This window comes from Belliella kenyensis, assembly GCF_022549675.1.
Lineage (GTDB): Bacteria > Bacteroidota > Bacteroidia > Cytophagales > Cyclobacteriaceae > Belliella > Belliella kenyensis.
Map to the genome: position 1 here is coordinate 274,964 of NZ_JAKZGR010000002.1, position 21,602 is coordinate 296,565.

Genomic DNA, 21,602 nt, shown 5'->3' on the forward strand with positions numbered 1-21,602 from the left:
TACAAAGGTTATACGGGCAGCATTGAGTACAGTCCCCAGGATAGTCTGCTCTATGGAAAAGTGTTGGGAATCAGGGGTCTGATCTCCTACGAAGGAGAGACAGGGAAACATCTGGAAGAGGATTTTAGGGAGGCTGTAGATGCTTATCTGGCAGATTGTAAAGAAGAGGGCAAGTCTCCCGAGAAGCCGTTCAAAGGGAGCTTCAATGTAAGGATATCGGCTACCTTGCACCAAAGAGCAGCTTTATTGGCGATGGAGGCCAAGACCTCCCTGAACAACTTTGTGGCCGAAGCGATCCGGTTTAGGGTCGACAAAGAGCCTGCCTGATTGTTTTTTGCAGGAATGGGAAACCGTTCCGAAAGGAGGTTTGGAGTAAGGACAACGGTCACAGGTTAAGCGGCGTTCGTCATCGTCATCCGGCAAAAAGCCACGCCAGCCCGTCAGGCAAGCTTCGTTCCTCAGCCCACCTGCCGCCCTTCGGGTCTCCGCTGCGCTCCGAGGCTGTCATGTCTTTTGCGCTCCTTCCTCTTCCTCACGGCTGTTCCCGTGTCTGCTTAGGCCGCTTCCCTTCGTTCCGTTCGTTCCTCACTCCACTGCGCTCAGCCGCCACGCATCCACCCACAGCCAGGGTTAATGCGGGCCTGCGGGCCACCGACAGACCGCAGCGCCCATGATGGACAGTCCAAAAAGAAAGCGGTATCATGGGCACTGCTCACTGCCAGCCACTTCCTACGGTCGTTTTCCCTGGCAGGCTGTCGGCGGCACCCGCAGGCGGCCCGCAACCCAACGCACGAAAAGGCCGGCCGCCTAAAAGTCTAACCCCCAACCCCCGGGATCATCCGGGGGCTTTTCCCGCCCGCAAAGCTAGGACAGATCTCCGAAACCAGGTTGGGTGCAGGAAAAAAACAACAAAAAAGAAGAGCAAAGTTAGGCGGGTCGCACGGGGCCTGCCCGCCGTCAAAAAGCAAGTCCGCAGGGCTATTTATCCGCCCGCAGACCAGCCACACCTTAAACCGCCCCACTCCCTTGCTTTTTGCCCATACCCGCCTGATCCAGGGGCTTTCTTTTTTTCCGTTTTTTCTTTTAAGAAGGTGTTTTTAAAAAAAGCCATCCATCTGCCCTTCTTTTTTTCAACTGAAAATATCTTCAACTGAAAGAAAAAAACTATCTTTATCGGGATATGCCGGAAGGGCATAACGTTCTTTAAAGGGGTGTGAGGTGAGTTGGAAAGAGCAGGGAAAAGGTTGTGCGGGAGTACAGCGTTATCTCTACAACGGGAAAGAACACCTGACCGACTTAAACCTTAATCTATACGACTTTGGGGCGAGGTATTTTGACCCCGTGATAGGGCGATGGACAAGCCCGGATCCCATGGCCAGTGAAAGAAGCTGGGTAAGCCCGTACAACTACGTGCAAAACAACCCGCTGAACAGGATCGATCCTGATGGTAGGTTTGATTGGGTTATCAATAAGGATAACGAGGTTTATTGGGATGAAAATGCGACTTCTCAGGCAACAACGAAGACGGGTGAGACCTATCTTGGGAAAATGGGTTTTGGGGTAGATGAACAAACGGGAAATACAAAGGTGTACAACCCTGATGGAGTTATAAATGAAGGGGTAAGAAGTTTGCCAGAGGTCACAGTATCTTCTGGTAACCCGGTCACGGATGCTATATACAAGGGGAACAGGGATTTTGCCCTTGGGGCCCTTGATTTGACCAGTCAAACGTTTGGAAAGGTCGGAGCCAGTGCTACGGTTGCAGGACTTGTTATTGCTCCTTTTGCTCCACCTGTTGGTGCTGGTTTAATAACGATAGGAGAAACATTTTCTGCGGTTTCTGGAACAGCCAGTGCTGCGCTAAATTTAAATCGTGGAAATATTGGAGCAGCTTTTACTGATGCTGCATTACTTTCCATTGGTTCATTCGGAAGTGCAGGAATTAAAAGCCTCGAGGGAGGAGCGGTGAATTCAACTGGACAATACCTATTAAGAGGAACCCAAAACACGAGTTTGGAGATTACTAATCACTTAATAGTACCTGCTTTTCAAAATCGTAAAAAATAAGAAATATGCTACTATTAGGAATAATAAGTTTGATTCTCGGTGCCCTTATACTTTATAAAATGATTAGACATCCTTTTAAATATGATGATGGAGCTATCAATTTTAAAGGATATGCATCGGGAATAATTTTTACCTTAATAGGTATTTACGTTCTTTTTGACTACTTTAAGATTCTTTAAAATCAATATAAAGTAGAACGTAGAGAAGCCCGGTAAATTAACATCCGGGCTTTTTTTATTATAGTGCGGCAATACTTTTGAGTTTTGCAGCTTTGATGAAAGCGTCAATGGTGGCGAAGACGTGCGACTTGTTTTCCGGATCCAGGTTCTGGATCTCCTTCAGTTTTTTGAGTGTTTCGTTGTCAATGCGCTCATACTCCCCGTCCTTGACCAGGTAATCCAGGGTAACGCCGAGGGCATCGGCGATCTTGGCGGCTACGTCAATGGAGGGGATGTTTTCGCCCCGTTCATACTTACCGATGATATCCCCTGAAGTCCCGACGAGCTTGCCCAAGTCTGCCTGCCTGATTTTTTTCTGCTTGCGGGCGAACGCCAATCTGTCTGAAAAAGCCATAAATACCTCGTTTTTGAGAGTTATATGATAGTGATTCACAAAAATACATCACTTATAGGTCAAATACAATTAACATAGCTCTTGCATGTAAAAGTTAAATGGGTTAGTTTTGTGAGGTATTTATCAGATGTAAATTTTTAAAGAAAGTTTTATGGCAGAGAAAAAAGAGTACCTATACGATTACGGGGGACTGGATCTGTTCCTTGAAAACTTCGTGGATGCCCCCGAGCTGAAAAGGCATCTGGACGAGCTGCTGCTGATACTGGTCACCCACATGTGCCTTGTGGAAAGGGAGCCGGACTGCGGCCGGGAACTGTTGGAGCTGTATGCGATACTGAGCGATCTGAGAGACCTGTTCGGTAATCTGGAAAAGAAGGCGGATTAAGCGATGGAAATACAGGAGATCAAAACCAGACTGACGCTTAAGGAAGTCCTGGAACATTACGGCTTGAAACCGGACAAGCAAAGCAGGCTGAACTGCCCGTTCCACGATGACAAGACCCCGAGCATGCAGGTGTACTACAAGACCCAGACTGCCTACTGCTTCAGTTCCAACTGCCCCACGCATGGCAAGAGCCTGGACGTGATCGACTTTATCATGCATATGGAACAGACGGACAAGCATCAGGCAATCCTCAAAGCTGGGGAACTGATCACAGGCACGGCTTCCCCTGCCCAGAAACTGACTAGGGTTGCGCTGCTCACAAACATGTTCACCTACTTCAAGAACGCCATGCACAACAGCAGACCTGCCCGTGAATACCTGGAAAGCCGTGGACTGGACCATGGCAAAACGGATGTTGGCTACAACAGTGGCCAGTTCCACCACGGCACAAGGAAGGACAATGAACTGATCGAAGCCTGCCTTAAATACGGCCTGCTGCTGGACAGGGGACACGTGAACAACCGCACGGGCGAGAAGGCTTACAGCCCCTTCGGGAAGGGCGGGATCGTGTTCCCGCTCCGAAACAGTGAGAACCAAATAACCAGCCTGTACTTCCGCAGCACGGCAGACGACAGGCAGGCACGCCACTTTTACCTGAAAGACCGCCAGGGGCTTTACCCGTGTTATCCGAAACAGGAGGCCACCAAACTAATCCTGACCGAAGCCATCATCGATGCGGCCACCTTGCTCCAAATCCCCGGGATCACCAATGAATCCCGCCAAGACGGGACAGGTTATCAAATACTTGCCTGCTACGGCACCAACGGGCTGACAGAGGAACATATCAGCGCAATCCAATCACTCAACAACCTAGAAGAGATTGTTTTCTTTTTTGACGGTGATGCCGCCGGACTGGAAGGGGCAAGGAAACAGGGCGAAAAGCTGAAAGGCCTGCTGCCGGAAATCAAAATCAGCCGGGTAAATACACCTGAGGGCGAGGATGTAAACAGCCTGTATGTCAACCATGCGGACAGTGCGGAAGAACTCTTTAGACACCTGTTGGACAGCCGTACCCATTTTGAATCGCCAAACGGATCTTTTTACTCTTCAAATGAAAAAAAAGAAATCCGGGAGCAGATACCGCTGAAAACCGAACAGAAGGATCATCAGAGAGATCAGAATGGTTCAGATGAAATAAAAAAAGAAGTGCGGAAACAGGTGATCCAACCGGCAGTCCCTGAACCGTCCAAATCCGTCCCACAGCCAAAAGTCAATACGCAGGAAACCAATCGATGCCATGCGGCAGGCAGGTTTGATACTTCCAACCCACACAGAATCATATACTTTACCGACACGGCGCATTACTATGTAAAGGGCGGGGTGCGCCAGGAACCCGACAGACTGCAGATCAGCCTGATGGTCGAGGGGAAGGGCAACAGTGCCTACAACCGCTACCGCAACCGCCTGGACCTGTACGAGAACAAACAGACGGAACGGATAGCAAGGGAGGCGGCCGAAAAGCTGAACCTCAGGGCAGACCTGTTGGAGCTGGACCTGTGCAGGCTGACCGACCTTCTGGAGGACTACCGGGACAGCAGGGAAACAGGGCAGAAGCAGGAAAGCACAAGGGCAGCCCTGGACAGTACTGCAAGCGGGCGGTGCAGGGACTTTTTGGGCAAACCCAACCTGATCCAGCGGATCAACGGACTGATAGGCAAGGCGGGCGTGGTGGGCGAGGAAAACAACCGGGTGTTCCTGTTCTGCATCGCCGCCAGTTACGGGATGCCCGACACGCTTCACGCCCTGATCCAGGGATCGAGCGGATCGGGCAAGACCCACCTTTTGGTGAAGATCAGCAGCTTTATCCCCGATGAAGATGTGAAAAGGTTCACCAGGGTCACGGAGAGCAGTTTTTACAACTACGGGATGTACGACCTGAAAAACAAGCTGATCTGCCTGGAAGACCTGGACGGGATGAAGGAAGAGGCGCAGCTGGCCTTCCGGGAACTGCAGTCAAGGGAGATGCTGTCGAGCAGCACCACGGGACAGGACGAGAAGGGCAACAACCGGGCGTATGAAAAGATCGTCTACGGGCCGATCGCATCGATGGCCTGCACGACCAAGGGGGAGATATACGAGGACAACATGAACCGCTGTTTTTTGATCGCCGTGGACGAGACCAAAGAGCAGACGCAAAGGATCATCCAATACCAGAACCAAAAGGCATCCGGGAAGATTGACGGACAGGAAGAAAGGAAGGCCACGGAGTTTATACAGGACTGTATCCGGATGCTGAAACCGCATGAAGTGGTGAATCCATACGCAGATAAAGTGAACCTGCCGGAAGAGGCCCACAAGATCAGGCGGCTGAACGGGCTGTACCAGAGCTTCGTGAAGCAGATGACCCTGATGAACCAGTACAGGAGGAAAAAAGATCAGAAAGGGAGATTGATCACGGAGAAGGAAGACCTGCAGGTAGCCGCAGAAATCATGTTTGACAGCATCGTGCTGAAGATAGACGAGCTGGACGGCAGCCTTCGGCTGTTCTACGAGCAGCTAAAGACCTATGTCAAAAGCAAGGGAGAGGCGTATGAATCATACAGTTTTGGCCAAAGGGAGATCCGGCAGACGCTGAACATCAGCAAGAGCCAGCTGCAGCGCTATATCCATGACCTGTTGAGCCTGGAATACATATGCCAGGCAGGCGGGCATATCAACAAGGGCTACCGCTATAAGATTGTGTACTGGGACGATGTGGCCAAGCTGAAAGGCAAGGTGAAACGGCATTTACAGGGGCAATTGGATCAACTTGAGATCTTGGCGACCCATTAGCGACCCAGCCGTTTTGGGTCGCAAGAATCTACCTTTAAAGCCCAAAAAGGCTGAAAATGGCCCTAAATCAAGCTGGCGACCCGTGACCCAGGAAAACGTACGCTCCCCCTTCAGCAACTGTTACGACGAAAGGCAAGGCATGCCACTTTGAAAACCAAAAACCACCACCATGAAGCATTTACCGATATATAACAAGGAATACCGGGAGCTTCTCCTGGACTTTAGGCTGTACCTGGAACGTACGGGCTACAACAAAGGGAGCTGTGAAGCCCTGCCATCCTGCCTGCGGGAGTTTTTTCACCGGATGGAAGGCCTTGGTATCCATGGACTGGACGGCATCACGCCCGGGCATATCCTGGAACACTGGGAGTACCTGAGAACAAGGCCGAGCCAAAGGGGCGGCAGTTTGAGCGAAAGCCAGATCAACCATCACCTGTACGCCTTGAAAACCTTCATGAACTACCGGCAGGCCGCTGGGGACATCGAAAGCAACCCCTTCGGCGCACTGGCCTTCCCGAGGCCGGAACATCCGCCCAGAAAGGTGTTGAGCAGGGAAGAAATCAAGGCCCTCTACGGTGTATGTGAGACCCTTCGTGACCATGCCATGCTAAGCCTGTTTTACGGCTGCGGGCTGAGAAGGTCGGAGGCGGAAAAGCTGGACATATCCGACATCCACTTCAAGGGACAGCTGCTTTATGTGCGTTCCGGCAAGGGCGGAAAAAGAAGGGCCGTTCCGATGGGCGTACAGGTAACCCAAGACCTGAAAGGTTATTACCTGAATGAAAGGGAGTCCTACAGAAATGGAACGGCCGCCGACAGCCTAAAGGCTTTTATGCTCAACAACCACGGGAACAGGATGTCGGGGGACAGCTTTTGGAGACGGCTCGGATACCTGGTCGAACAGGCGGGCTTTACAGATCGGATCGGCCTTCACTGCCTGCGGCACAGCATCGCCACGCACCTTTTGGAAGGCGGCCTGGGCATCGAGCAGGTCAGGGACTTTTTGGGCCACCGCCATCTTGAGACGACCCAGCTATACGCCAAAATCAGCAAACATTACCTATCCAAACAGATATGTTGAAAGATAAAGAACTGGAAACCTATCTGCTGGAAAGGCACACCCCGGAGACGGCGAAGATCTACCTCCGGGACATCAGGATCTACCTGGATTATATGACCGAGGAGCGGGCGGAAAAAGCCACCTACCAAGACATCCTGCAGTACGTGGACTACCTGAGGAAGAAACACCAAAACCCAAGGACGGTCAACAGGATGCTTTACGGGGCAAAATCCTGGCACAACTGGCTGCTGCATACCGGAAAGCGGGATGACCATCCCTGCAAGTTTTTGAGGCTGAGGGATGCCAAGGGACAGGATATCCAGCTGCAGGATCTTTTTTCTTCAACTGAACTTGAACAGCTGATGGAAAGGAAGGAACGCTATGAAAGCGTAAGGATAAGGAACCAGGTGGTTGTCAGCCTGCTGATCTACCAGGGATTGCGGCTGAAGGAAACAGAACAGTTGCGGTTACAGGATGTTGACCTGGAAGCGGGGACAATCCACAGCAGGGGCATGGCCAAGACTTTGCCGAGAACCCTGAAGATGAAACCAAAACAGATCATGCTTTTTTACCGCTACATCCACGAAATACGACCGGGAATACAGAAAGAAGAAACGGAAAAACTGATCTTGAACATCCGGGGGAAAGCCATCAAGGCCGATGATATCAACTATCTGGTGGAGACTTTTAGGGACCTGTTCCCCGACAGGAAACTGAATGCCCAAACCATCCGGCAGAGCGTGATCGCCCACCTGTTGAAAGAAGGAAAGGACTTACGGGTTGTCCAGGTGTTTGCGGGACATAAAAACCCGAGTTCGACGGAGCGGTACAGGCAGACGGGATTGGAGGAACTCAAGGCGGCGGTACAGAAACACCATCCGCTGGGGTAGTGTTAAAAAATTTGGAAAATGCAACTAAATACAGTTACTTTGAGTTTATGTCTAAGAAGGAAAAACTGATCGCCAGGTTTTTGGGCATGCCATCCGACTTTCATTATGACGAGATGGTGAAACTGCTAGGATACTTTGGTTTTGAGGAAGTAAAGAAAGGAAAGACCTCCGGTTCGAGGGTAAAATTCGAGAACGGTGAAGGGGTTCCTGTCATGCTCCACAAACCTCACCCAAGCGGGATCATGAAGCAATACCAAATGAAACAGGTCAGAGAACTATTGGAGTTATGAAATATCTGGAATACAAAGGTTATACGGGCAGCATTGAGTACAGTCCCCAGGATAGTCTGCTCTATGGAAAAGTGTTGGGAATCAGGGGTCTGATCTCCTACGAAGGAGAGACAGGGAAACATCTGGAAGAGGATTTTAGGGAGGCTGTAGATGCTTATCTGGCAGATTGTAAAGAAGAGGGCAAGTCTCCCGAGAAGCCGTTCAAAGGGAGCTTCAATGTAAGGATATCGGCTACCTTGCACCAAAGAGCAGCTTTATTGGCGATGGAGGCCAAGACCTCCCTGAACAACTTTGTGGCCGAAGCGATCCGGTTTAGGGTCGACAAAGAGCCTGCCTGATTGTTTTTTGCAGGAATGGGAAACCGTTCCGAAAGGAGGTTTGGAGTAAGGACAACGGTCACAGGTTAAGCGGCGTTCGTCATCGTCATCCGGCAAAAAGCCACGCCAGCCCGTCAGGCAAGCTTCGTTCCTCAGCCCACCTGCCGCCCTTCGGGTCTCCGCTGCGCTCCGAGGCTGTCATGTCTTTTGCGCTCCTTCCTCTTCCTCACGGCTGTTCCCGTGTCTGCTTAGGCCGCTTCCCTTCGTTCCGTTCGTTCCTCACTCCACTGCGCTCAGCCGCCACGCATCCACCCACAGCCAGGGTTAATGCGGGCCTGCGGGCCACCGACAGACCGCAGCGCCCATGATGGACAGTCCAAAAAGAAAGCGGTATCATGGGCACTGCTCACTGCCAGCCACTTCCTACGGTCGTTTTCCCTGGCAGGCTGTCGGCGGCACCCGCAGGCGGCCCGCAACCCAACGCACGAAAAGGCCGGCCGCCTAAAAGTCTAACCCCCAACCCCCGGGATCATCCGGGGGCTTTTCCCGCCCGCAAAGCTAGGACAGATCTCCGAAACCAGGTTGGGTGCAGGAAAAAAACAACAAAAAAGAAGAGCAAAGTTAGGCGGGTCGCACGGGGCCTGCCCGCCGTCAAAAAGCAAGTCCGCAGGGCTATTTATCCGCCCGCAGACCAGCCACACCTTAAACCGCCCCACTCCCTTGCTTTTTGCCCATACCCGCCTGATCCAGGGGCTTTCTTTTTTTCCGTTTTTTCTTTTAAGAAGGTGTTTTTAAAAAAAGCCATCCATCTGCCCTTCTTTTTTTCAACTGAAAATATCTTCAACTGAAAGAAAAAAACTATCTTTATCGGGATATGCCGGAAGGGCATAACGTTCTTTAAAGGGGTGTGAGGTGAGTTGGAAAGAGCAGGGAAAAGGTTGTGCGGGAGTACAGCGTTATCTCTACAACGGCAAGGAGCTGATTGACGATCTCAACCTGAACATCTACGACTATGGTGTCAGAGGCTATGACCCTACGATAGGCAGGTGGAGCGTCATAGATCCGCTTTCCGAGCAGATGCGGAGATATTCCCCTTACAATTATGCCTTCAATAATCCGATCAGGTTTATTGATCCGGATGGGATGGCTCCAGGGGATTTCCTTGATGAAAATGGAAATGTAATAGGTAAAGATGGCAAGAAAGATGATGAATTGTATTTAGTAACCGATGCTACTGAAAGAGGAATTATTATGGCAAACAATTCAGTCGGGGAAACAACTCAACTAAATGAAATTTCTTCGGCAATTAGATTACCAAGTATTAATGTACGTCAAAAAATAGGAGATGCTGTTGATCGGTCAAATTTACCAAATGTCTCAGTAGGCGATACAAAGGGCGGGTTTCATGAAGAAGGAGGTTCATATGGAGTATCTAGAGGGAAAGAACTAGCTATTGAAGCCAAACCTGGATTGGCTAATATGGATATGAAATTAAATTCCAAAGCCCAAATTAACACAACTGACCCAGCAGACCCGAGTTCAGTGCCATCAGATTATAGAATTTCTGGAACTTACCATGTACATCCAAGTGGCACAAAAGATGGTAAAGGCTTTGAGCAATCACCATCACCAGGGGACTATTCGGCAGCCAAAAATGTAGCTATTAAAGGGAGTGGTCCTCATTATGTCTTAGGTGCTGGTTTGAATAAGGTTTTTATCTATAATGCAACTCAGACTATTGGTACTCTACCATTAGACAAATTTAGAACTATAGGGAAAAAATGACTTAAAAATATGTTGTACAACCTTTTATTGTTTTGCGTAATCCCATTTTCTATGATGTGTAAACATTCAAATGAAATGATACATAATGATGAAGATATAGATATCAAGATAACTTTTGAAATAGAAGAAGTCGAAATTGAAATTTCAAACACATTTTCGATAGAATTTATTATAAATGACAAAATATATAAAGGAATTGTTAAAGGTAATTATTTAACATTGCCAGTTTTTTGTGAGAAGGAAGATTTTGTTCAAGTTATATTTAAATTTGATGATCATAATCTTCATTTCCCCAAAGTTGATTTTGAATTAATAAGTTATCCTGAACAAATTAATTGGGTATTTATTGTTAAATATCCTCCATTTACAGAAACTAGGATAAAAAACCTTAATGTTCGAGAGCCTTTAAAAATTCATTATCTTCTATTTTCACCAAAGGAAGGTACAGGAATAGAAATAATTGAACCAGTTTACGCAGAATAGTTATCTCTACAACGGGAAAGAACACCTGACCGACTTAAACCTTAATCTATACGACTATGGGGCGAGAATGTATGATCCTGCTTTAGGGCGTTTTAGCAGGATAGACAGATTCTCTGAGAAGTACTTCGGAATGTCGCCTTATCAATATGCAGCCAATAATCCCATAATTAATATAGATGTTAATGGTGATTGGATTTGGATTATTCATGAAGAGCAGAATTATAAATATGATCGAGGGAAACTCTATTCGTATGATGAAAAAAATAACAAGTATGTTGAGTTTAATTCAGAAAACGATAGGTTTTTGTCAGGGTTGCTACAAGGCTTAAATGATTTGTCTTCAAAAACTAATCATGGGAAAAACTTAGTCGGATTCTTTGCTAATGAAAAAAACAATGCATTTATTGAAATGGGAGTGGAAGGAGAAGGACATAGAGAGGGTTTTGGTGATATCAGTATTGATCCGTCTCTAAGAGGATCTAATATCCCTACTGAAAAGGGTGTTAAGGAAAGCCCTTTTTGGCTGGATTTGGGACACGAACTTGCTCATTCTAGAGATTTTTTAGTTAATGGGGAAAGTGTGTATGATACTTGGGTCAATAATCCTGATAGTCCGGGAAATCCATTTAGACAATCCGAGAAGTATGCTACTCATATTGAAAACAACATGAGAGCTCAAGCTGGGCTACCTTTAAGAACTCATTATGCAAGTCAAGGAAGTGGAGGGTATGAGCCCACAAGGATTTTAAATGCAAATGGTACCAGTAAGTTCTTCAATGTTACTTTTCATTTTCGAGGAGTAGAAACAAAAACAAATATTCCAATTTCATACAAAAAGAAATGATGATCAGGTTTTCGATAATTACTTTGGCTATAATTTTGTTTTTAAGTTCGTGTTCATTGAAAAGAATAATCAACGAGAAGATAAAGGAGGAATATTTAAATGATGATGGAAAAATGCTGGGAGGTGATTATGTTTATAAGAATAGGAAAGTTGTTTTGAACAAAGTTCCAAAAACATTTTTAAGAGAGTTTGATTCTCTGGTTCTCATTGAGCGTGTAGTACATCTTGAGACTAATTATAGTTGTGCGTTTTTTGGCGATTCAATGTTGTATTATTTAGCGAAGGGACTAGAGGATCCCCAGCTAATTGATCTTGAAGTTAATACTGCGTACAACCCTCAGTTATCAATTTACATCTATGAAAAGATCAAAAAAGGAGAACTACAGGATATTTTGGAACAGTCGGAGAATTCCACCATAATGGTTCCTCCCATGTCAGTTTTTCTTACATTTGTTAAGAGAGATGGAAAAGGTGTCAGTGTGAAAGGATACAATTTAAAGGTTTTTAGGCCTTTAGAGGAGCTAATTAAGCTAGATTCTATTAAAACTAATATTAAGAAGAGAAGTTCTTCTTGATTGTTGAAGAATCAATTTTAAATGGCATTATCTATCAAAGGTAATTGTATTGATACTCCACTTAGTAAAAAGGCAATCAACGCAATAGTGATTATGCAAATATGTAAATTAGTCTTTAAGAAACCAATAAACTAGGTATAGGTAGTAAAATACCAAATAAAAAAACAGATGACCGTCAACCTGAATGATTTTGAGCGAGAAGCTGAGTGCTTTTACAAGAATGAACGTTACTCGGTTCGGGATAACGGAGCGGTATTACGACACCCTCGCAAAAACAAGCCATTGCGTAAATATGATAATCATTGGACTTTTGGAAAACCAAACAATAATGGTTATTTGCTTATAGTTTCAGAGGTTGTTCATCGCATCGTAGCATGCGCTTTTTTAGGAGCACCTCCAACTACTCAACATATTGTTGATCACATCGACACAAATCGCCAGAACAATCGCCCTGAAAACCTCCGTTGGTTGACAAAATTGGAGAACATACTGAACAACCCGATTACGGTAAAAAAAATAGTACACCTCTGTGGAAGCATTGAGGCATTTCTCGAAGACCCATCAATATTAAAAAACCACATAAACGAAGATCGTAATTTTGGATGGATGAGAGCTGTTACTCCAGAAGAAGCTCGAATATCTTGGGAGCGTTTGGGTAATTGGGCAGACAAGGAAAATGATGGCACTTCTTCTCAAGGTGGTTCATTGGGCGAATGGATATTCAAGGACAACCAAAATCCATCCTCAAATATAGAAATTTCAGAATTCACAAATTCCCTTACACCAAATGCCGTTCAAAATAATTGGAAAACTCCATCCGAATTTCCTTGTTGCCCACAGGGAGGTACTGGTAATCCAATAGAGACCTATGCAGCAAATCTTGGGATTGACGAAGTATTTTCTCGCAATAAATATTCAAACTCAATTGTTTCAGATTTTGCGACATCCAAAGACGGGAATTCTTTGTGGATTATGTGTAAGAGCAGCGATGATAATGCAATAAAACCTTGGTCTTTGGCACAGGTAACTTTTGATAGCAATTTGTATGTTCATACAAACCTTGGAAGTTTTTCCAAGAAAGAAGGTGCAGAGAAACAGTTTACCCTTGCAAAAGGATTGGAATGGACAGGTGGAGATACTTTTGAAGATTTTGCGTGAAAACTGACAATGCCGAACTGATCAATACCCCCGATTACCACAATCTTTATCAGATCCTTCCAAGCTTAAAAATTGCATTTTGGAGCAATCAGAAAGATGTAGGATTGTCTATGAGATTCTGCTCTTGAATTAAGTTCCGTAATCACCGTTTTGTCTTTTACTTGGAACGCGGAAGTCTTTTTTTTCTTTGGGATTTGAAGTGGAAATTCTCCTGTTTATAACCGTTAAAAGCAGCCGCTTTAAGATGAATTTTTCATTTCTCAAATACTAATGATTGCTTGAAGCTGTCCCTTTTATTTTCTATTCAATTTCTCAGCAATTTAGGATATCATCCCCCACACATGGCAAGAGACTACGGCATAAAGCCGTGGCGCTTTGCTTACTATTTATTCCGTTTCCTCTTGCATTCAGTGGAGGCTGAATCCTGGTGATGCTTCATAATTAAATCTTTAACCTAAAAGAAGAAATCATGAAGACTATTGCAAAAAAACAAAAGAAGGATGTTTATCAGATGGTAACTGATCTGATTATTGAAAAGCTTGAAAATGGGATTGTCCCATGGAGACAAGTTTGGCAGGGAGGAGATATTCCTGCAAATTACATAACCAAGAAATGCTATAGAGGAATCAATATATGGATCCTGTTATCAGCCCAATTTGAAAAGCCGTACTTTTTAACCTTTAAGCAAGCACAAAGCCTGAGAGGTTCGATTCGGAAAGGATCTAAGGGATTGCCAGTATGTTATTGGGGTTTCAGCTACTTTGATAAAAAGAGTGGAAGGAAGCTAATGGAGGAGGAAGCCAAGAAGATGCATCCTTCTAAAATCAGAAAGGTGGGGTTTCTAAAGTATTATACTGTTTTTAATATCAGCGATGTGGAAGGGGTTGAATTTGAGACTCCCAAAACTGTGACTTTGGAAAAGACTGAACCGATTGAAAGATGTGAGCAGATCATCAGGGAAATGGTCAACCCCCCGAAGATTATACATACAATCCCAGAAGCTTATTATTCGCCAGTATCAGATTGCATCAAAATGCCTGATAAAAAGCTTTTTGAATCTCAGGAGTTTTATTTTTCAGTGCTTTTCCATGAGCTTGTACATGCAACTGGCCATAAAGGTAGACTCAACAGGAAAGAAATTGTTGAATACAATGAATTTGGATCAGATGGATACAGTAGGGAAGAATTGACGGCGGAAATGGGAGCAAGTTACCTCTGCAACCATTCAGGGATCATGAATGAAAAGTTGTTGGACAATTCAGCAGCTTATATCAAAGTTTGGCTGGATAGGCTGAGATCCGACAAAAAGCTATTGCTCGAAGCAGCTTCAAAAGCCCAAAATGCTGTGGAGTATATTTTGACTAACTGTCCATTTTAAGAAGGGAAGGGGAGATCGTCCCCTTTTTTTGGTCATTGTTTCAAGTAATCGTATTGATATATCCATCGCAAAATTCAACAAAAATTTCTAATACTCATAAAAGTATCTTCGGAATCAATTAGGGTTAAATATAGATAGTAATAATGTTTGATACAGCCAGTTTATAAATAGTCTACGAAATGCATAGACAATTAAGCCAAATCTGGTTCTCGTCATAAAAAGGAGTGATTTTTTTTAAGACTTACACCTTTTTAAAATCTATATTTCTACAGCAAAAATCACCTAAAGATTTTTCCCTCATAACCCTCTGATTTTGCAACCATTGGAGTAGTCCTCCCCAAAAAAAAACAACCCACTTCCAAATTGCAGTGGGATATATTCCTGTGAAAGTCATTCAATTTTGACCCATAAACCAAAATTGAAATGCCATGAATGGAACAAATGTAACCGCCGGATCTGGTGGCAAAGTACCACCTCTTTTTGACCATGTAAGGGACTACTTCTCCCTCAAAGGAATATCTATAGATGAAGCAGAAATTTTCTACTATCACTTTGAATCTATGGATTGGGAAAGTGAAAATGGAACCCCTTTCAGCAACTGGAAAACCCTTGCCGATGATTGGATATGGAACCTTTTGAACTGATCAATCACACTCCGATTGCTGCAATCTTTATCAGATCCTTTCAAGGTCATGGATTGCATTTTGGAGCAATCAGCAAGATGTAGGATTGTCGGACGCCAATCCAATCTTGCCCTCAGCTCCGAAGTCGCAGAGGGGGATAAATCCTCCGAAGTCGGATTTATCTCAAACTTAAGAATGTATGAAAAAAAGAGCCGTAGAGTATCCAATAAAAAGAACTATCAGGTTCACTGAAAAAGAAGATGCAAAACTTGGAAAGCTACTCCAAAAAAGCACCTATTGTCAGACTTTAAGTGAGCTGATCCGTGATATGCTTTTCAAGAAAGAGATCACTGTCAATACGTATGACGCAAGCCTGCAAGAAGTCAAATTACAACTTGCAAGAATCAGAAACGAGCTTCAAGCTATAGGTGTCAACATCAATCAGATCGCCCGGTATTTCAACTCCTGTCAGGATGTGGAAGCCAAGCAGGCTTATGCGGAAAAGGTTGTGCCTCATTACAGTAATGTTAAAGGTAAGATAGAGGAACTGCTTGCCATTCTTTCCCAATTGTCCAGACGATGGTTGCCAAAATAACCACAGGGAAAAACATACGAGGTGCTTTGCATTACAACGAGAACAAACTGGAAAAAGGTGAAGCAGAAATATTGCTGGCTAGTAATTTTTCAGAGGGAGAAGAATTACTAGACTTCCATGATAAGCTTAGTCATTTTCGCTTGTTCACAGATAAAAATAAACGAACCAAAACCAATGCGGTACATATCTCTCTGAATTTCTCACCTGACGACAAATTGGATGAAGAAAAGCTAAAGGACATTGCCATAAAGTACATGGAAGGAATCGGATTCGGAGAGCAGCCCTACCTAGTGTACCAGCATTTCGATGCAGCACACCCTCACATTCATGTCCTCACTACCAATATCAGGGAGGATGGTAAACGCATTGAAACCCACAACCTGGGAAAGAATCAATCTGAACTTGCCAGGAAATCCATAGAGGAAAGGTTTAGGCTGATAAAGGCCGAAGACCAAAAGAAGGAAAAGGCGTATATGCTCAGGCCTGTATCAATGGGAAAAGCCCAATATGGTCAATCAGAAACCAAAGTAGCCATAGCCAATATAGTGACAGAAGTAATGAGGACATACAAGTATACTTCATTGGCGGAATTTAATGCAGCCTTGCGCCAGTTCAACGTATCAGCTTATCGAGGTGAACCAGAGTCGCGGATGTATCAGGAAAAAGGCTTGGTCTATTCCATTTCTGATGGAGAGGGGAACAGGTTGGGTGTTCCCTTCAAGGCAAGTTCCATCCATTCCAAACCCACGCTCCAAAACCTTGAAAAACGGTTCGGACAGAACAAGGAGCGAAGGAAACAACACAAAGCCAGAGCAGTCAAAACCATAGAGCATATCCTGACCAAACCGGAAGCAAAAGACTTGAATGGGCTTAAAGAGGCTCTTTCCAAAAAGGGAATCCATGCAGTTTTCAGAACCAACGACCAAGGATGGCTATACGGGGTGACTTTTGTGGACAATGTTACCCGGAGTGTATTTAACGGCAGTGACCTGGGCAAACATCTGAGTGCAAATGCGCTTCACCGAAGATTCAATGTTAGGGAAGAGGTCTCAATGGACGCTGATCAGAAAAATCAAAGCCCAGACGAAACTGTAACCGAAGAGCTAGCACAGGGTCGCTCATTGGTTGAAGAGATGATTCAGGGTTTGTTTGATGAGGTGCCAGGAGAATTCCTCTCAGAAAACAGGCCCCGTCGAAAGAAGAAAAAACGTCGCAAATAATCAAAATCAAAGCTCATGGGAACAGGAGAAAACGAGGAAGCATTACGCAAGATCATAGACCTGACCAGAAAGGTAAGTTTCGGCATCTTGGCATTACACTTCTATGTGTACTGTTATGGGGCTTTTGATGCTTGGGGTTTCAGCCATCATATTTCGGATAGGGTACTTTTGAATCTTAAACGAACAGGGATCTTCAACCACATTTTGGTGACCAAAATTATGGCCTTGCTCTTATTGCTGGTTTCCTTGCTAGGGGCCGCAGGGAAGAAGGATGAGAAGATCCGATTTGCACATGCTGCTTTCCCTTTTTTTTTAGGTTTGTTGGTCTACCTATTCAGCCAGACCCTATTGAATCTGAGTTACGAACAAGAGCTTATAGCCGCAATTTACATGGGAGTCTCGATCATTGGATATCTCTTGATCCTGACTGGTGGGGGATTGATGTCTAGGATGCTGAAGCTTCGCTTAAAAGACGATGTATTCAACCAACTCAATGAAACCTTTCCACAGGAAGAAAGACTATTGGCAAACGAGTATTCCGTAAATCTTCCTGCCCAGTATAACTTGAAAGGAAAAATACGCAGTTCATGGATCAACATTATCAATCCATTCCGCTCATTGTTGGTTATCGGTACGCCGGGGGCTGGTAAGTCCTATTTCGTGATTCGACATGTGATTACCCAGCATATACAAAAGGGGTTTTCCATGTTCATCTATGATTTCAAATACGATGATCCTTCCATTATCGCCTACAACACCCTTCAAAAGTATAGGGACAGATACAAGAAAGAGCCAGCCTTTTATGTCATCAACTTTGATAAACTCTCCCATACCCATCGTTGCAATCCACTTGATCCAGAAACCATGATGGACATCACCGATGCAGCAGAATCCTCCCGAACCATTATGCTTGGACTCAATCGAACATGGATAAGAAAGCAGGGAGACTTTTTCGTGGAATCCCCCATTAATTTCCTGACAGCAATAATTTGGTTTTTGAAGAAATTCAAAGGCGGACAGTACTGCACCCTTCCCCATGTGATTGAATTGATGCAGATCGAATATGATTTGCTTTTTCCTGTATTACGTACAGAGCCTGAAATAGAGGTACTGATCAACCCATTTGTTATAGCCTATCTCAATGGAGCTACAGATCAATTGGAAGGACAGATTGCCAGTGCCAAGATTGCAATGGCAAGACTGGCATCTCCCCAGATATACTACGTGGCTATTCTTTGAGTTTTTTAATGAAATGTAATGCTGATTTTGATAATAGTGCTTCATGGTTACCTGGGTTTTAAGTTTTGACTACTATAAATATATAAAATAGAAAAAAGAAGTAGTTTTAATTTGCTCAAAAAAACGCATGAAAAAATATGATTAATCTAATATTTTGCACTTTAGTAATACTTAATTTTTAATCAAGATCGCTATTAACTATGCTGAAATAGTAATAAGTAAAAAAAGCATATTTCTCTTCATTGCGCATACATCAAAATGCTTATTTTCAGCTGTTTAAACACTTTTTTTATCAATAAAGTCAATACTTCTCCTTTAGCTTCATTAGCATTATTACTGGATTATCCTCTTTATTTACGACTCCGATCCCATCTATTTCATTCTGCCCACTCTTTTTTATCCCAAATTCTGGTAATACAACATGTACCAAATAATCTCCATAGGTTGGAGAATGTTTGATTGAATATGAAAATGAACATATATATACATTCTTAGGAAAACCTGTCACATCATTTTCAATTCTACTTGTGTGGATAACTTTATTGGATGCTTTTAAATGGAGGTAATGATTCATCATTGTTTCCAGACTTATCTTTGAAGTTATAGGTAAAGGCGATCAGGGTAGGTTCATAAATATTGAGAACCGGCAAAAAAGCAAGTCCAGTTGCACCCTGCTCTAAATACTCTTTTTGTTCATTTGTATTTTTTTGCCCCAGAGAATTATCAATTCCATATTTTCCGAAATCAACTGTTAGCAAGGGTTCCGCATTCATTTCAGAGAGCTTGAAAAATGTATTATTGTACATTAAAGTCACAATAATATCACCAGCATTGTTTTGTATAAAACTTTCTGTATTGTAGGAAAAAGTACTGCCATTAGTTGTTATGTTTTTGTGGAAAAGAACTTTTTCAATTCCGTCTTTTGTTAAAATCACAATGTCACCATTTGTTTTTTCCCCATTCACTATATTGTCATTTTGCTGCGCTGCAAAATAGTAAATATCATTTTCACGCTTCCATGAATTGGCCCTAGGAGCTATAAATTTATGATCATCCAGTAATTCAAATGAAATGTTCGCATATTTTATAATTCGGGATTTTTTATCGACAAAATCTATGATTTCCACGAATTTCTCGTCTTCACTTATAAAAACAGGACTTAATCTCTTTTACTCATCAGGGCCATCTCCTAATTTGGCTAATTTAGAGACAAATTTACCCTTCTTATCAAAAACCAATACTGCTGATTGACCATAATCAACCGCATATATGTATTGGCTCTTGATGATAACCTCTCCAACCCGTACCATGATACTTTCCTCATTAGTTTCAAGTTTGATATATTCAATAGAATCAACCAAATCCGATAACAAGGTAACTTTATCTGCATCGTGGGGATTTACAAAATAAACATTAGCCTCATCAGCTTTTTTTTTCTGGCAACCAATCGCTAAAAAGAAGTAAAAAAAGGCAGAATATATGTCGCCCTACTTATTTTGCACATATTATTCTTATTATTAAAACCTAAAGAAGTTTACCCATGGTAATATTTACTGTGTAAAAAGGTGTTTATTAATTTTTACCAGCATTGGCATCCACTTGTGTCACACCGAGGAGATTTACCAAAGGGACAGCAAGCAGAATAATCCCGTAGTTTTTCATCCGAAAAATAATGTGTGTAAGTACAAGATCCACCTGCACATTTGTCTTCGTTCTCCTCTTGTGCCATAGCTAAATTCCCCAATTCAATTAACGTAATCGATGGAAAGACCCTGTCCTTTTCGAATTCCAAACTGACCATAATGTTCTATACCTACTGATAGCTATCGGAACAAACCGAATGCTCCTGCTGTCGCCCAACGCAGCCACTTACTTGTTTTTAGATAGTTTTTCATTTTTTTGTTTGTTAGATTGATGAAAATATTAATTATATAAATATAAAGTGTTTATATGATGATTTTTGAGGAATATTGAGGAAGCATGGGGAACTTTGTGGCGATGATGTTATCTATCTAAAGCTTCATAATAGTAAATCTTGCAATCAATCTTTAAGTTTGACTATCATCAATATAGGATTGTCTGATTTGTCCATGGAATGAAGGGATAGCCCAATTTTTTCAGCTGAATTTTCATCTGAAAAATGTGCCAGCAACTCATGGGGATAGACCAGTTTAAAAACCCTGTTTTCTCCCATTTCACCATCTGGCCAAAAATGCAATCCCCCATCCATGTCATTGTGAAATTCAAAATGGTATCCATTTCCTTTTCTATCAAACCTTAAGTTGGCACCAGTATGTAGCATCTTATCGAAATATACCCTATTAAGCTTGTTCTTATTATCCATATCAAAGAAGAAGAATCTCTCACTTTCCACGAAACCCCATAATCTCACATATTGATCTTTTTCTTCATGCTGGGAAACATTTTCATCAAATAAGTATTTGTTTGGTAGTTTGTTCTCTTCATAATCCAGATAGAAAGCTGGGGTGATCTTTCGGTCGGGAGAAATCCTCCAGATGGTATCATAATGAAATTCCCAAAATGACAATTCGTTGTCTTTAATCTGGTATAGCCGTTGATTGGAGGATAATGCCACGCTTTCTGAGGACTTTTTATCAAAATAATCAATCAGTAATTCTTGGTTTCCCGAATTGTTGTGCGACAAAAACTTCAATGTATGATAACCATGAGGTTTCCTTCTTCCCTTGGGAATGATATATACAAAATCATCTCCTAGGCTAGCTATGTGGAGTGGCCAAAAATCAACCATAAAATCCTTCGTCCCATCTCCTGAATAATCATAGATAAAGGTTCGTTGATTTGGGGGGGATAGTACAGCAATTTGTTGCAGACTTGGATTGATTGCAAAATCTCTTATATCAGCATATTCTGTAGGACCATTTCCCCTTTTGCCAATTTCGCCTATAAAATTTCCATGATAGTTAAAGTGAAGCAACTTCCTTTTATCAGAAATAAGTATGCCCTTTTCAAAAAACTTAATTTGCTCTTCCGGTGCAACAATATGCCCGAAGATACTTTGTTCGTTGGTTTCCAGTATAATATATTCGATGCTTTCTGCTATCTCACTAAGATTCACCTTTTCCTTCTTACTGGTAAGCAAAGGATCTAGCTTTATTACGCTAACATGATTTGCATCCTCAGAAACAGGTGCATTACAAGCCCATACAAGTGCGAAGATCAGAATATAATTTTTTCTTCTTATGGCCATAAGTTTAAAACAAGAATACCAGTAAATGACTTATATATGAGTTTAACCTTATATTTTCT

The 21,602-nt window shown here is 43.4% G+C and carries 23 protein-coding genes and 1 pseudogene; 18 read left to right on the forward strand and 6 right to left on the reverse strand.

Annotated features, from left to right (window positions below):
* Positions 1 to 60: 60 nt before the first annotated feature.
* Positions 61 to 327: a type II toxin-antitoxin system HicB family antitoxin gene (locus tag MM214_RS02765; protein ID WP_241291753.1), complete on the forward strand. Its 267-nt coding sequence runs from the start codon at positions 61 to 63 to the stop codon at positions 325 to 327.
* A gap of 655 nt (positions 328 to 982) precedes the next feature.
* Here the strand turns inward: MM214_RS02765 and MM214_RS02770 are convergent.
* Positions 983 to 1,195, reverse strand: a complete 213-nt coding sequence (locus MM214_RS02770; RefSeq protein WP_241291755.1) for a hypothetical protein — start codon at positions 1,193 to 1,195, stop codon at positions 983 to 985.
* Between the two features lie 23 nt (positions 1,196 to 1,218).
* Here MM214_RS02770 and MM214_RS02775 point away from each other — a divergent pair, with 23 nt between their 5' ends.
* A complete protein-coding gene (locus MM214_RS02775) occupies positions 1,219 to 2,067 on the forward strand; it encodes an RHS repeat-associated core domain-containing protein (protein ID WP_241291758.1) in 849 nt (282 codons plus the stop codon).
* Positions 2,068 to 2,304: 237 nt separating this feature from the next.
* Here the strand turns inward: MM214_RS02775 and MM214_RS02780 are convergent, their stop codons facing one another.
* Positions 2,305 to 2,640 (reverse strand): helix-turn-helix domain-containing protein, encoded by a 336-nt coding sequence (locus MM214_RS02780; protein ID WP_035080001.1) that lies wholly within the window; start codon positions 2,638 to 2,640, stop codon positions 2,305 to 2,307.
* Positions 2,641 to 2,791: 151 nt separating this feature from the next.
* Here MM214_RS02780 and MM214_RS02785 point away from each other — a divergent pair, with 151 nt between their 5' ends.
* The 6 genes from MM214_RS02785 (at position 2,792) to MM214_RS02810 (ending at position 8,435) form a co-directional block, all read left to right on the forward strand.
* Positions 2,792 to 3,025, forward strand: a complete 234-nt coding sequence (locus MM214_RS02785; RefSeq protein ID WP_241291740.1) for a hypothetical protein — start codon at positions 2,792 to 2,794, stop codon at positions 3,023 to 3,025.
* A 3-nt stretch (positions 3,026 to 3,028) separates the two neighbouring features.
* On the forward strand, positions 3,029 to 5,857 hold the full coding sequence (locus MM214_RS02790; protein ID WP_241291743.1) for a CHC2 zinc finger domain-containing protein: 2,829 nt from the start codon (positions 3,029 to 3,031) through the stop codon (positions 5,855 to 5,857).
* A gap of 169 nt (positions 5,858 to 6,026) precedes the next feature.
* Entirely contained in the window at positions 6,027 to 6,938 is a 912-nt protein-coding gene (locus MM214_RS02795) for a tyrosine-type recombinase/integrase (RefSeq protein WP_241291745.1), read from the forward strand.
* Entirely contained in the window at positions 6,932 to 7,807 is an 876-nt protein-coding gene (locus MM214_RS02800; RefSeq protein WP_241291747.1) for a tyrosine-type recombinase/integrase, read from the forward strand. The genes MM214_RS02795 and MM214_RS02800 overlap by 7 nt, the downstream gene beginning before the upstream one ends.
* On the forward strand, positions 7,807 to 8,097 hold the full coding sequence (locus tag MM214_RS02805; protein ID WP_241291750.1) for a type II toxin-antitoxin system HicA family toxin: 291 nt from the start codon (positions 7,807 to 7,809) through the stop codon (positions 8,095 to 8,097). Before MM214_RS02800 ends, MM214_RS02805 begins: the two co-directional genes overlap by 1 nt.
* A 71-nt stretch (positions 8,098 to 8,168) precedes the next feature.
* Entirely contained in the window at positions 8,169 to 8,435 is a 267-nt protein-coding gene (locus tag MM214_RS02810) for a type II toxin-antitoxin system HicB family antitoxin (protein WP_241291753.1), read from the forward strand.
* Between the two features lie 655 nt (positions 8,436 to 9,090).
* Here the strand turns inward: MM214_RS02810 and MM214_RS02815 are convergent.
* Positions 9,091 to 9,303 carry a hypothetical protein gene (locus tag MM214_RS02815; RefSeq protein ID WP_241291755.1) on the reverse strand — a complete coding sequence of 71 codons (213 nt, stop codon included), beginning with the start codon at positions 9,301 to 9,303 and terminating at the stop codon, positions 9,091 to 9,093.
* A 23-nt stretch (positions 9,304 to 9,326) separates the two neighbouring features.
* Here MM214_RS02815 and MM214_RS02820 point away from each other — a divergent pair, with 23 nt between their 5' ends.
* From MM214_RS02820 to MM214_RS02865, 10 genes are all read left to right on the forward strand, one after another.
* A complete protein-coding gene (locus MM214_RS02820) occupies positions 9,327 to 10,199 on the forward strand; it encodes an RHS repeat domain-containing protein (protein WP_241291761.1) in 873 nt (290 codons plus the stop codon).
* Between the two features lie 75 nt (positions 10,200 to 10,274).
* Complete coding sequence (locus tag MM214_RS02825; protein ID WP_241291764.1) at positions 10,275 to 10,682, forward strand: hypothetical protein; 408 nt, start codon at positions 10,275 to 10,277, stop codon at positions 10,680 to 10,682.
* Positions 10,660 to 11,526 (forward strand): RHS repeat-associated core domain-containing protein, encoded by an 867-nt coding sequence (locus MM214_RS02830; RefSeq protein WP_241291766.1) that lies wholly within the window; start codon positions 10,660 to 10,662, stop codon positions 11,524 to 11,526. Before MM214_RS02825 ends, MM214_RS02830 begins: the two co-directional genes overlap by 23 nt.
* Before the next feature lie 56 nt (positions 11,527 to 11,582).
* Positions 11,583 to 12,101, forward strand: a complete 519-nt coding sequence (locus tag MM214_RS02835) for a hypothetical protein (RefSeq protein WP_241291769.1) — start codon at positions 11,583 to 11,585, stop codon at positions 12,099 to 12,101.
* Positions 12,102 to 12,269: 168 nt separating this feature from the next.
* Complete coding sequence (locus MM214_RS02840; protein WP_241291771.1) at positions 12,270 to 13,259, forward strand: HNH endonuclease signature motif containing protein; 990 nt, start codon at positions 12,270 to 12,272, stop codon at positions 13,257 to 13,259.
* Between the two features lie 469 nt (positions 13,260 to 13,728).
* Positions 13,729 to 14,637 carry an ArdC family protein gene (locus tag MM214_RS02845; protein WP_241291773.1) on the forward strand — a complete coding sequence of 303 codons (909 nt, stop codon included), beginning with the start codon at positions 13,729 to 13,731 and terminating at the stop codon, positions 14,635 to 14,637.
* A 428-nt stretch (positions 14,638 to 15,065) separates the two neighbouring features.
* The gene (locus MM214_RS02850; protein WP_241291775.1) at positions 15,066 to 15,281 is read left to right on the forward strand and encodes a hypothetical protein; all 216 of its coding nucleotides are present in this window, start codon (positions 15,066 to 15,068) and stop codon (positions 15,279 to 15,281) included.
* 178 nt (positions 15,282 to 15,459) lie between these two features.
* Entirely contained in the window at positions 15,460 to 15,855 is a 396-nt protein-coding gene (locus MM214_RS02855; protein WP_241291777.1) for a plasmid mobilization protein, read from the forward strand.
* Complete coding sequence (locus MM214_RS02860; protein WP_241291779.1) at positions 15,840 to 17,075, forward strand: relaxase/mobilization nuclease domain-containing protein; 1,236 nt, start codon at positions 15,840 to 15,842, stop codon at positions 17,073 to 17,075. The genes MM214_RS02855 and MM214_RS02860 overlap by 16 nt, the downstream gene beginning before the upstream one ends.
* A 15-nt stretch (positions 17,076 to 17,090) precedes the next feature.
* The gene (locus MM214_RS02865) at positions 17,091 to 18,314 is read left to right on the forward strand and encodes a YWFCY domain-containing protein (RefSeq protein WP_241291781.1); all 1,224 of its coding nucleotides are present in this window, start codon (positions 17,091 to 17,093) and stop codon (positions 18,312 to 18,314) included.
* 301 nt (positions 18,315 to 18,615) lie between these two features.
* Here the strand turns inward: MM214_RS02865 and MM214_RS02870 are convergent, their stop codons facing one another.
* From MM214_RS02870 to MM214_RS02880, 3 genes and pseudogenes are all read right to left on the reverse strand, one after another.
* On the reverse strand, positions 18,616 to 18,891 hold the full coding sequence (locus MM214_RS02870; RefSeq protein ID WP_241291783.1) for a hypothetical protein: 276 nt from the start codon (positions 18,889 to 18,891) through the stop codon (positions 18,616 to 18,618).
* Positions 18,854 to 19,795 (reverse strand): annotated as a pseudogene (locus tag MM214_RS02875) (6-bladed beta-propeller). Before MM214_RS02875 ends, MM214_RS02870 begins: the two are co-directional and overlap by 38 nt.
* A 560-nt stretch (positions 19,796 to 20,355) precedes the next feature.
* Entirely contained in the window at positions 20,356 to 21,543 is a 1,188-nt protein-coding gene (locus MM214_RS02880) for a 6-bladed beta-propeller (protein ID WP_241291785.1), read from the reverse strand.
* Positions 21,544 to 21,602: the final 59 nt, after the last annotated feature.

Bases quoted from the DNA above. Each gene is read 5' to 3' on its own strand.
- MM214_RS02770 (WP_241291755.1), bottom strand. From the start codon at position 1,195: ATGCCCTTCCGGCATATCCCGATAAAGATAGTTTTTTTCTTTCAGTTG.
- MM214_RS02780 (WP_035080001.1), bottom strand. From the start codon at position 2,640: ATGGCTTTTTCAGACAGATTGGCGTTCGCCCGCAAGCAGAAAAAAATC.
- MM214_RS02785 (WP_241291740.1), top strand. From the start codon at position 2,792: ATGGCAGAGAAAAAAGAGTACCTATACGATTACGGGGGACTGGATCTG.
- MM214_RS02790 (WP_241291743.1), top strand. From the start codon at position 3,029: ATGGAAATACAGGAGATCAAAACCAGACTGACGCTTAAGGAAGTCCTG.
- MM214_RS02795 (WP_241291745.1), top strand. From the start codon at position 6,027: ATGAAGCATTTACCGATATATAACAAGGAATACCGGGAGCTTCTCCTG.
- MM214_RS02800 (WP_241291747.1), top strand. From the start codon at position 6,932: ATGTTGAAAGATAAAGAACTGGAAACCTATCTGCTGGAAAGGCACACC.
- MM214_RS02815 (WP_241291755.1), bottom strand. From the start codon at position 9,303: ATGCCCTTCCGGCATATCCCGATAAAGATAGTTTTTTTCTTTCAGTTG.
- MM214_RS02825 (WP_241291764.1), top strand. From the start codon at position 10,275: ATGATACATAATGATGAAGATATAGATATCAAGATAACTTTTGAAATA.
- MM214_RS02840 (WP_241291771.1), top strand. From the start codon at position 12,270: ATGACCGTCAACCTGAATGATTTTGAGCGAGAAGCTGAGTGCTTTTAC.
- MM214_RS02845 (WP_241291773.1), top strand. From the start codon at position 13,729: ATGAAGACTATTGCAAAAAAACAAAAGAAGGATGTTTATCAGATGGTA.
- MM214_RS02850 (WP_241291775.1), top strand. From the start codon at position 15,066: ATGAATGGAACAAATGTAACCGCCGGATCTGGTGGCAAAGTACCACCT.
- MM214_RS02855 (WP_241291777.1), top strand. From the start codon at position 15,460: ATGAAAAAAAGAGCCGTAGAGTATCCAATAAAAAGAACTATCAGGTTC.
- MM214_RS02860 (WP_241291779.1), top strand. From the start codon at position 15,840: ATGGTTGCCAAAATAACCACAGGGAAAAACATACGAGGTGCTTTGCAT.
- MM214_RS02865 (WP_241291781.1), top strand. From the start codon at position 17,091: ATGGGAACAGGAGAAAACGAGGAAGCATTACGCAAGATCATAGACCTG.
- MM214_RS02870 (WP_241291783.1), bottom strand. From the start codon at position 18,891: ATGATGAATCATTACCTCCATTTAAAAGCATCCAATAAAGTTATCCAC.
- MM214_RS02880 (WP_241291785.1), bottom strand. From the start codon at position 21,543: ATGGCCATAAGAAGAAAAAATTATATTCTGATCTTCGCACTTGTATGG.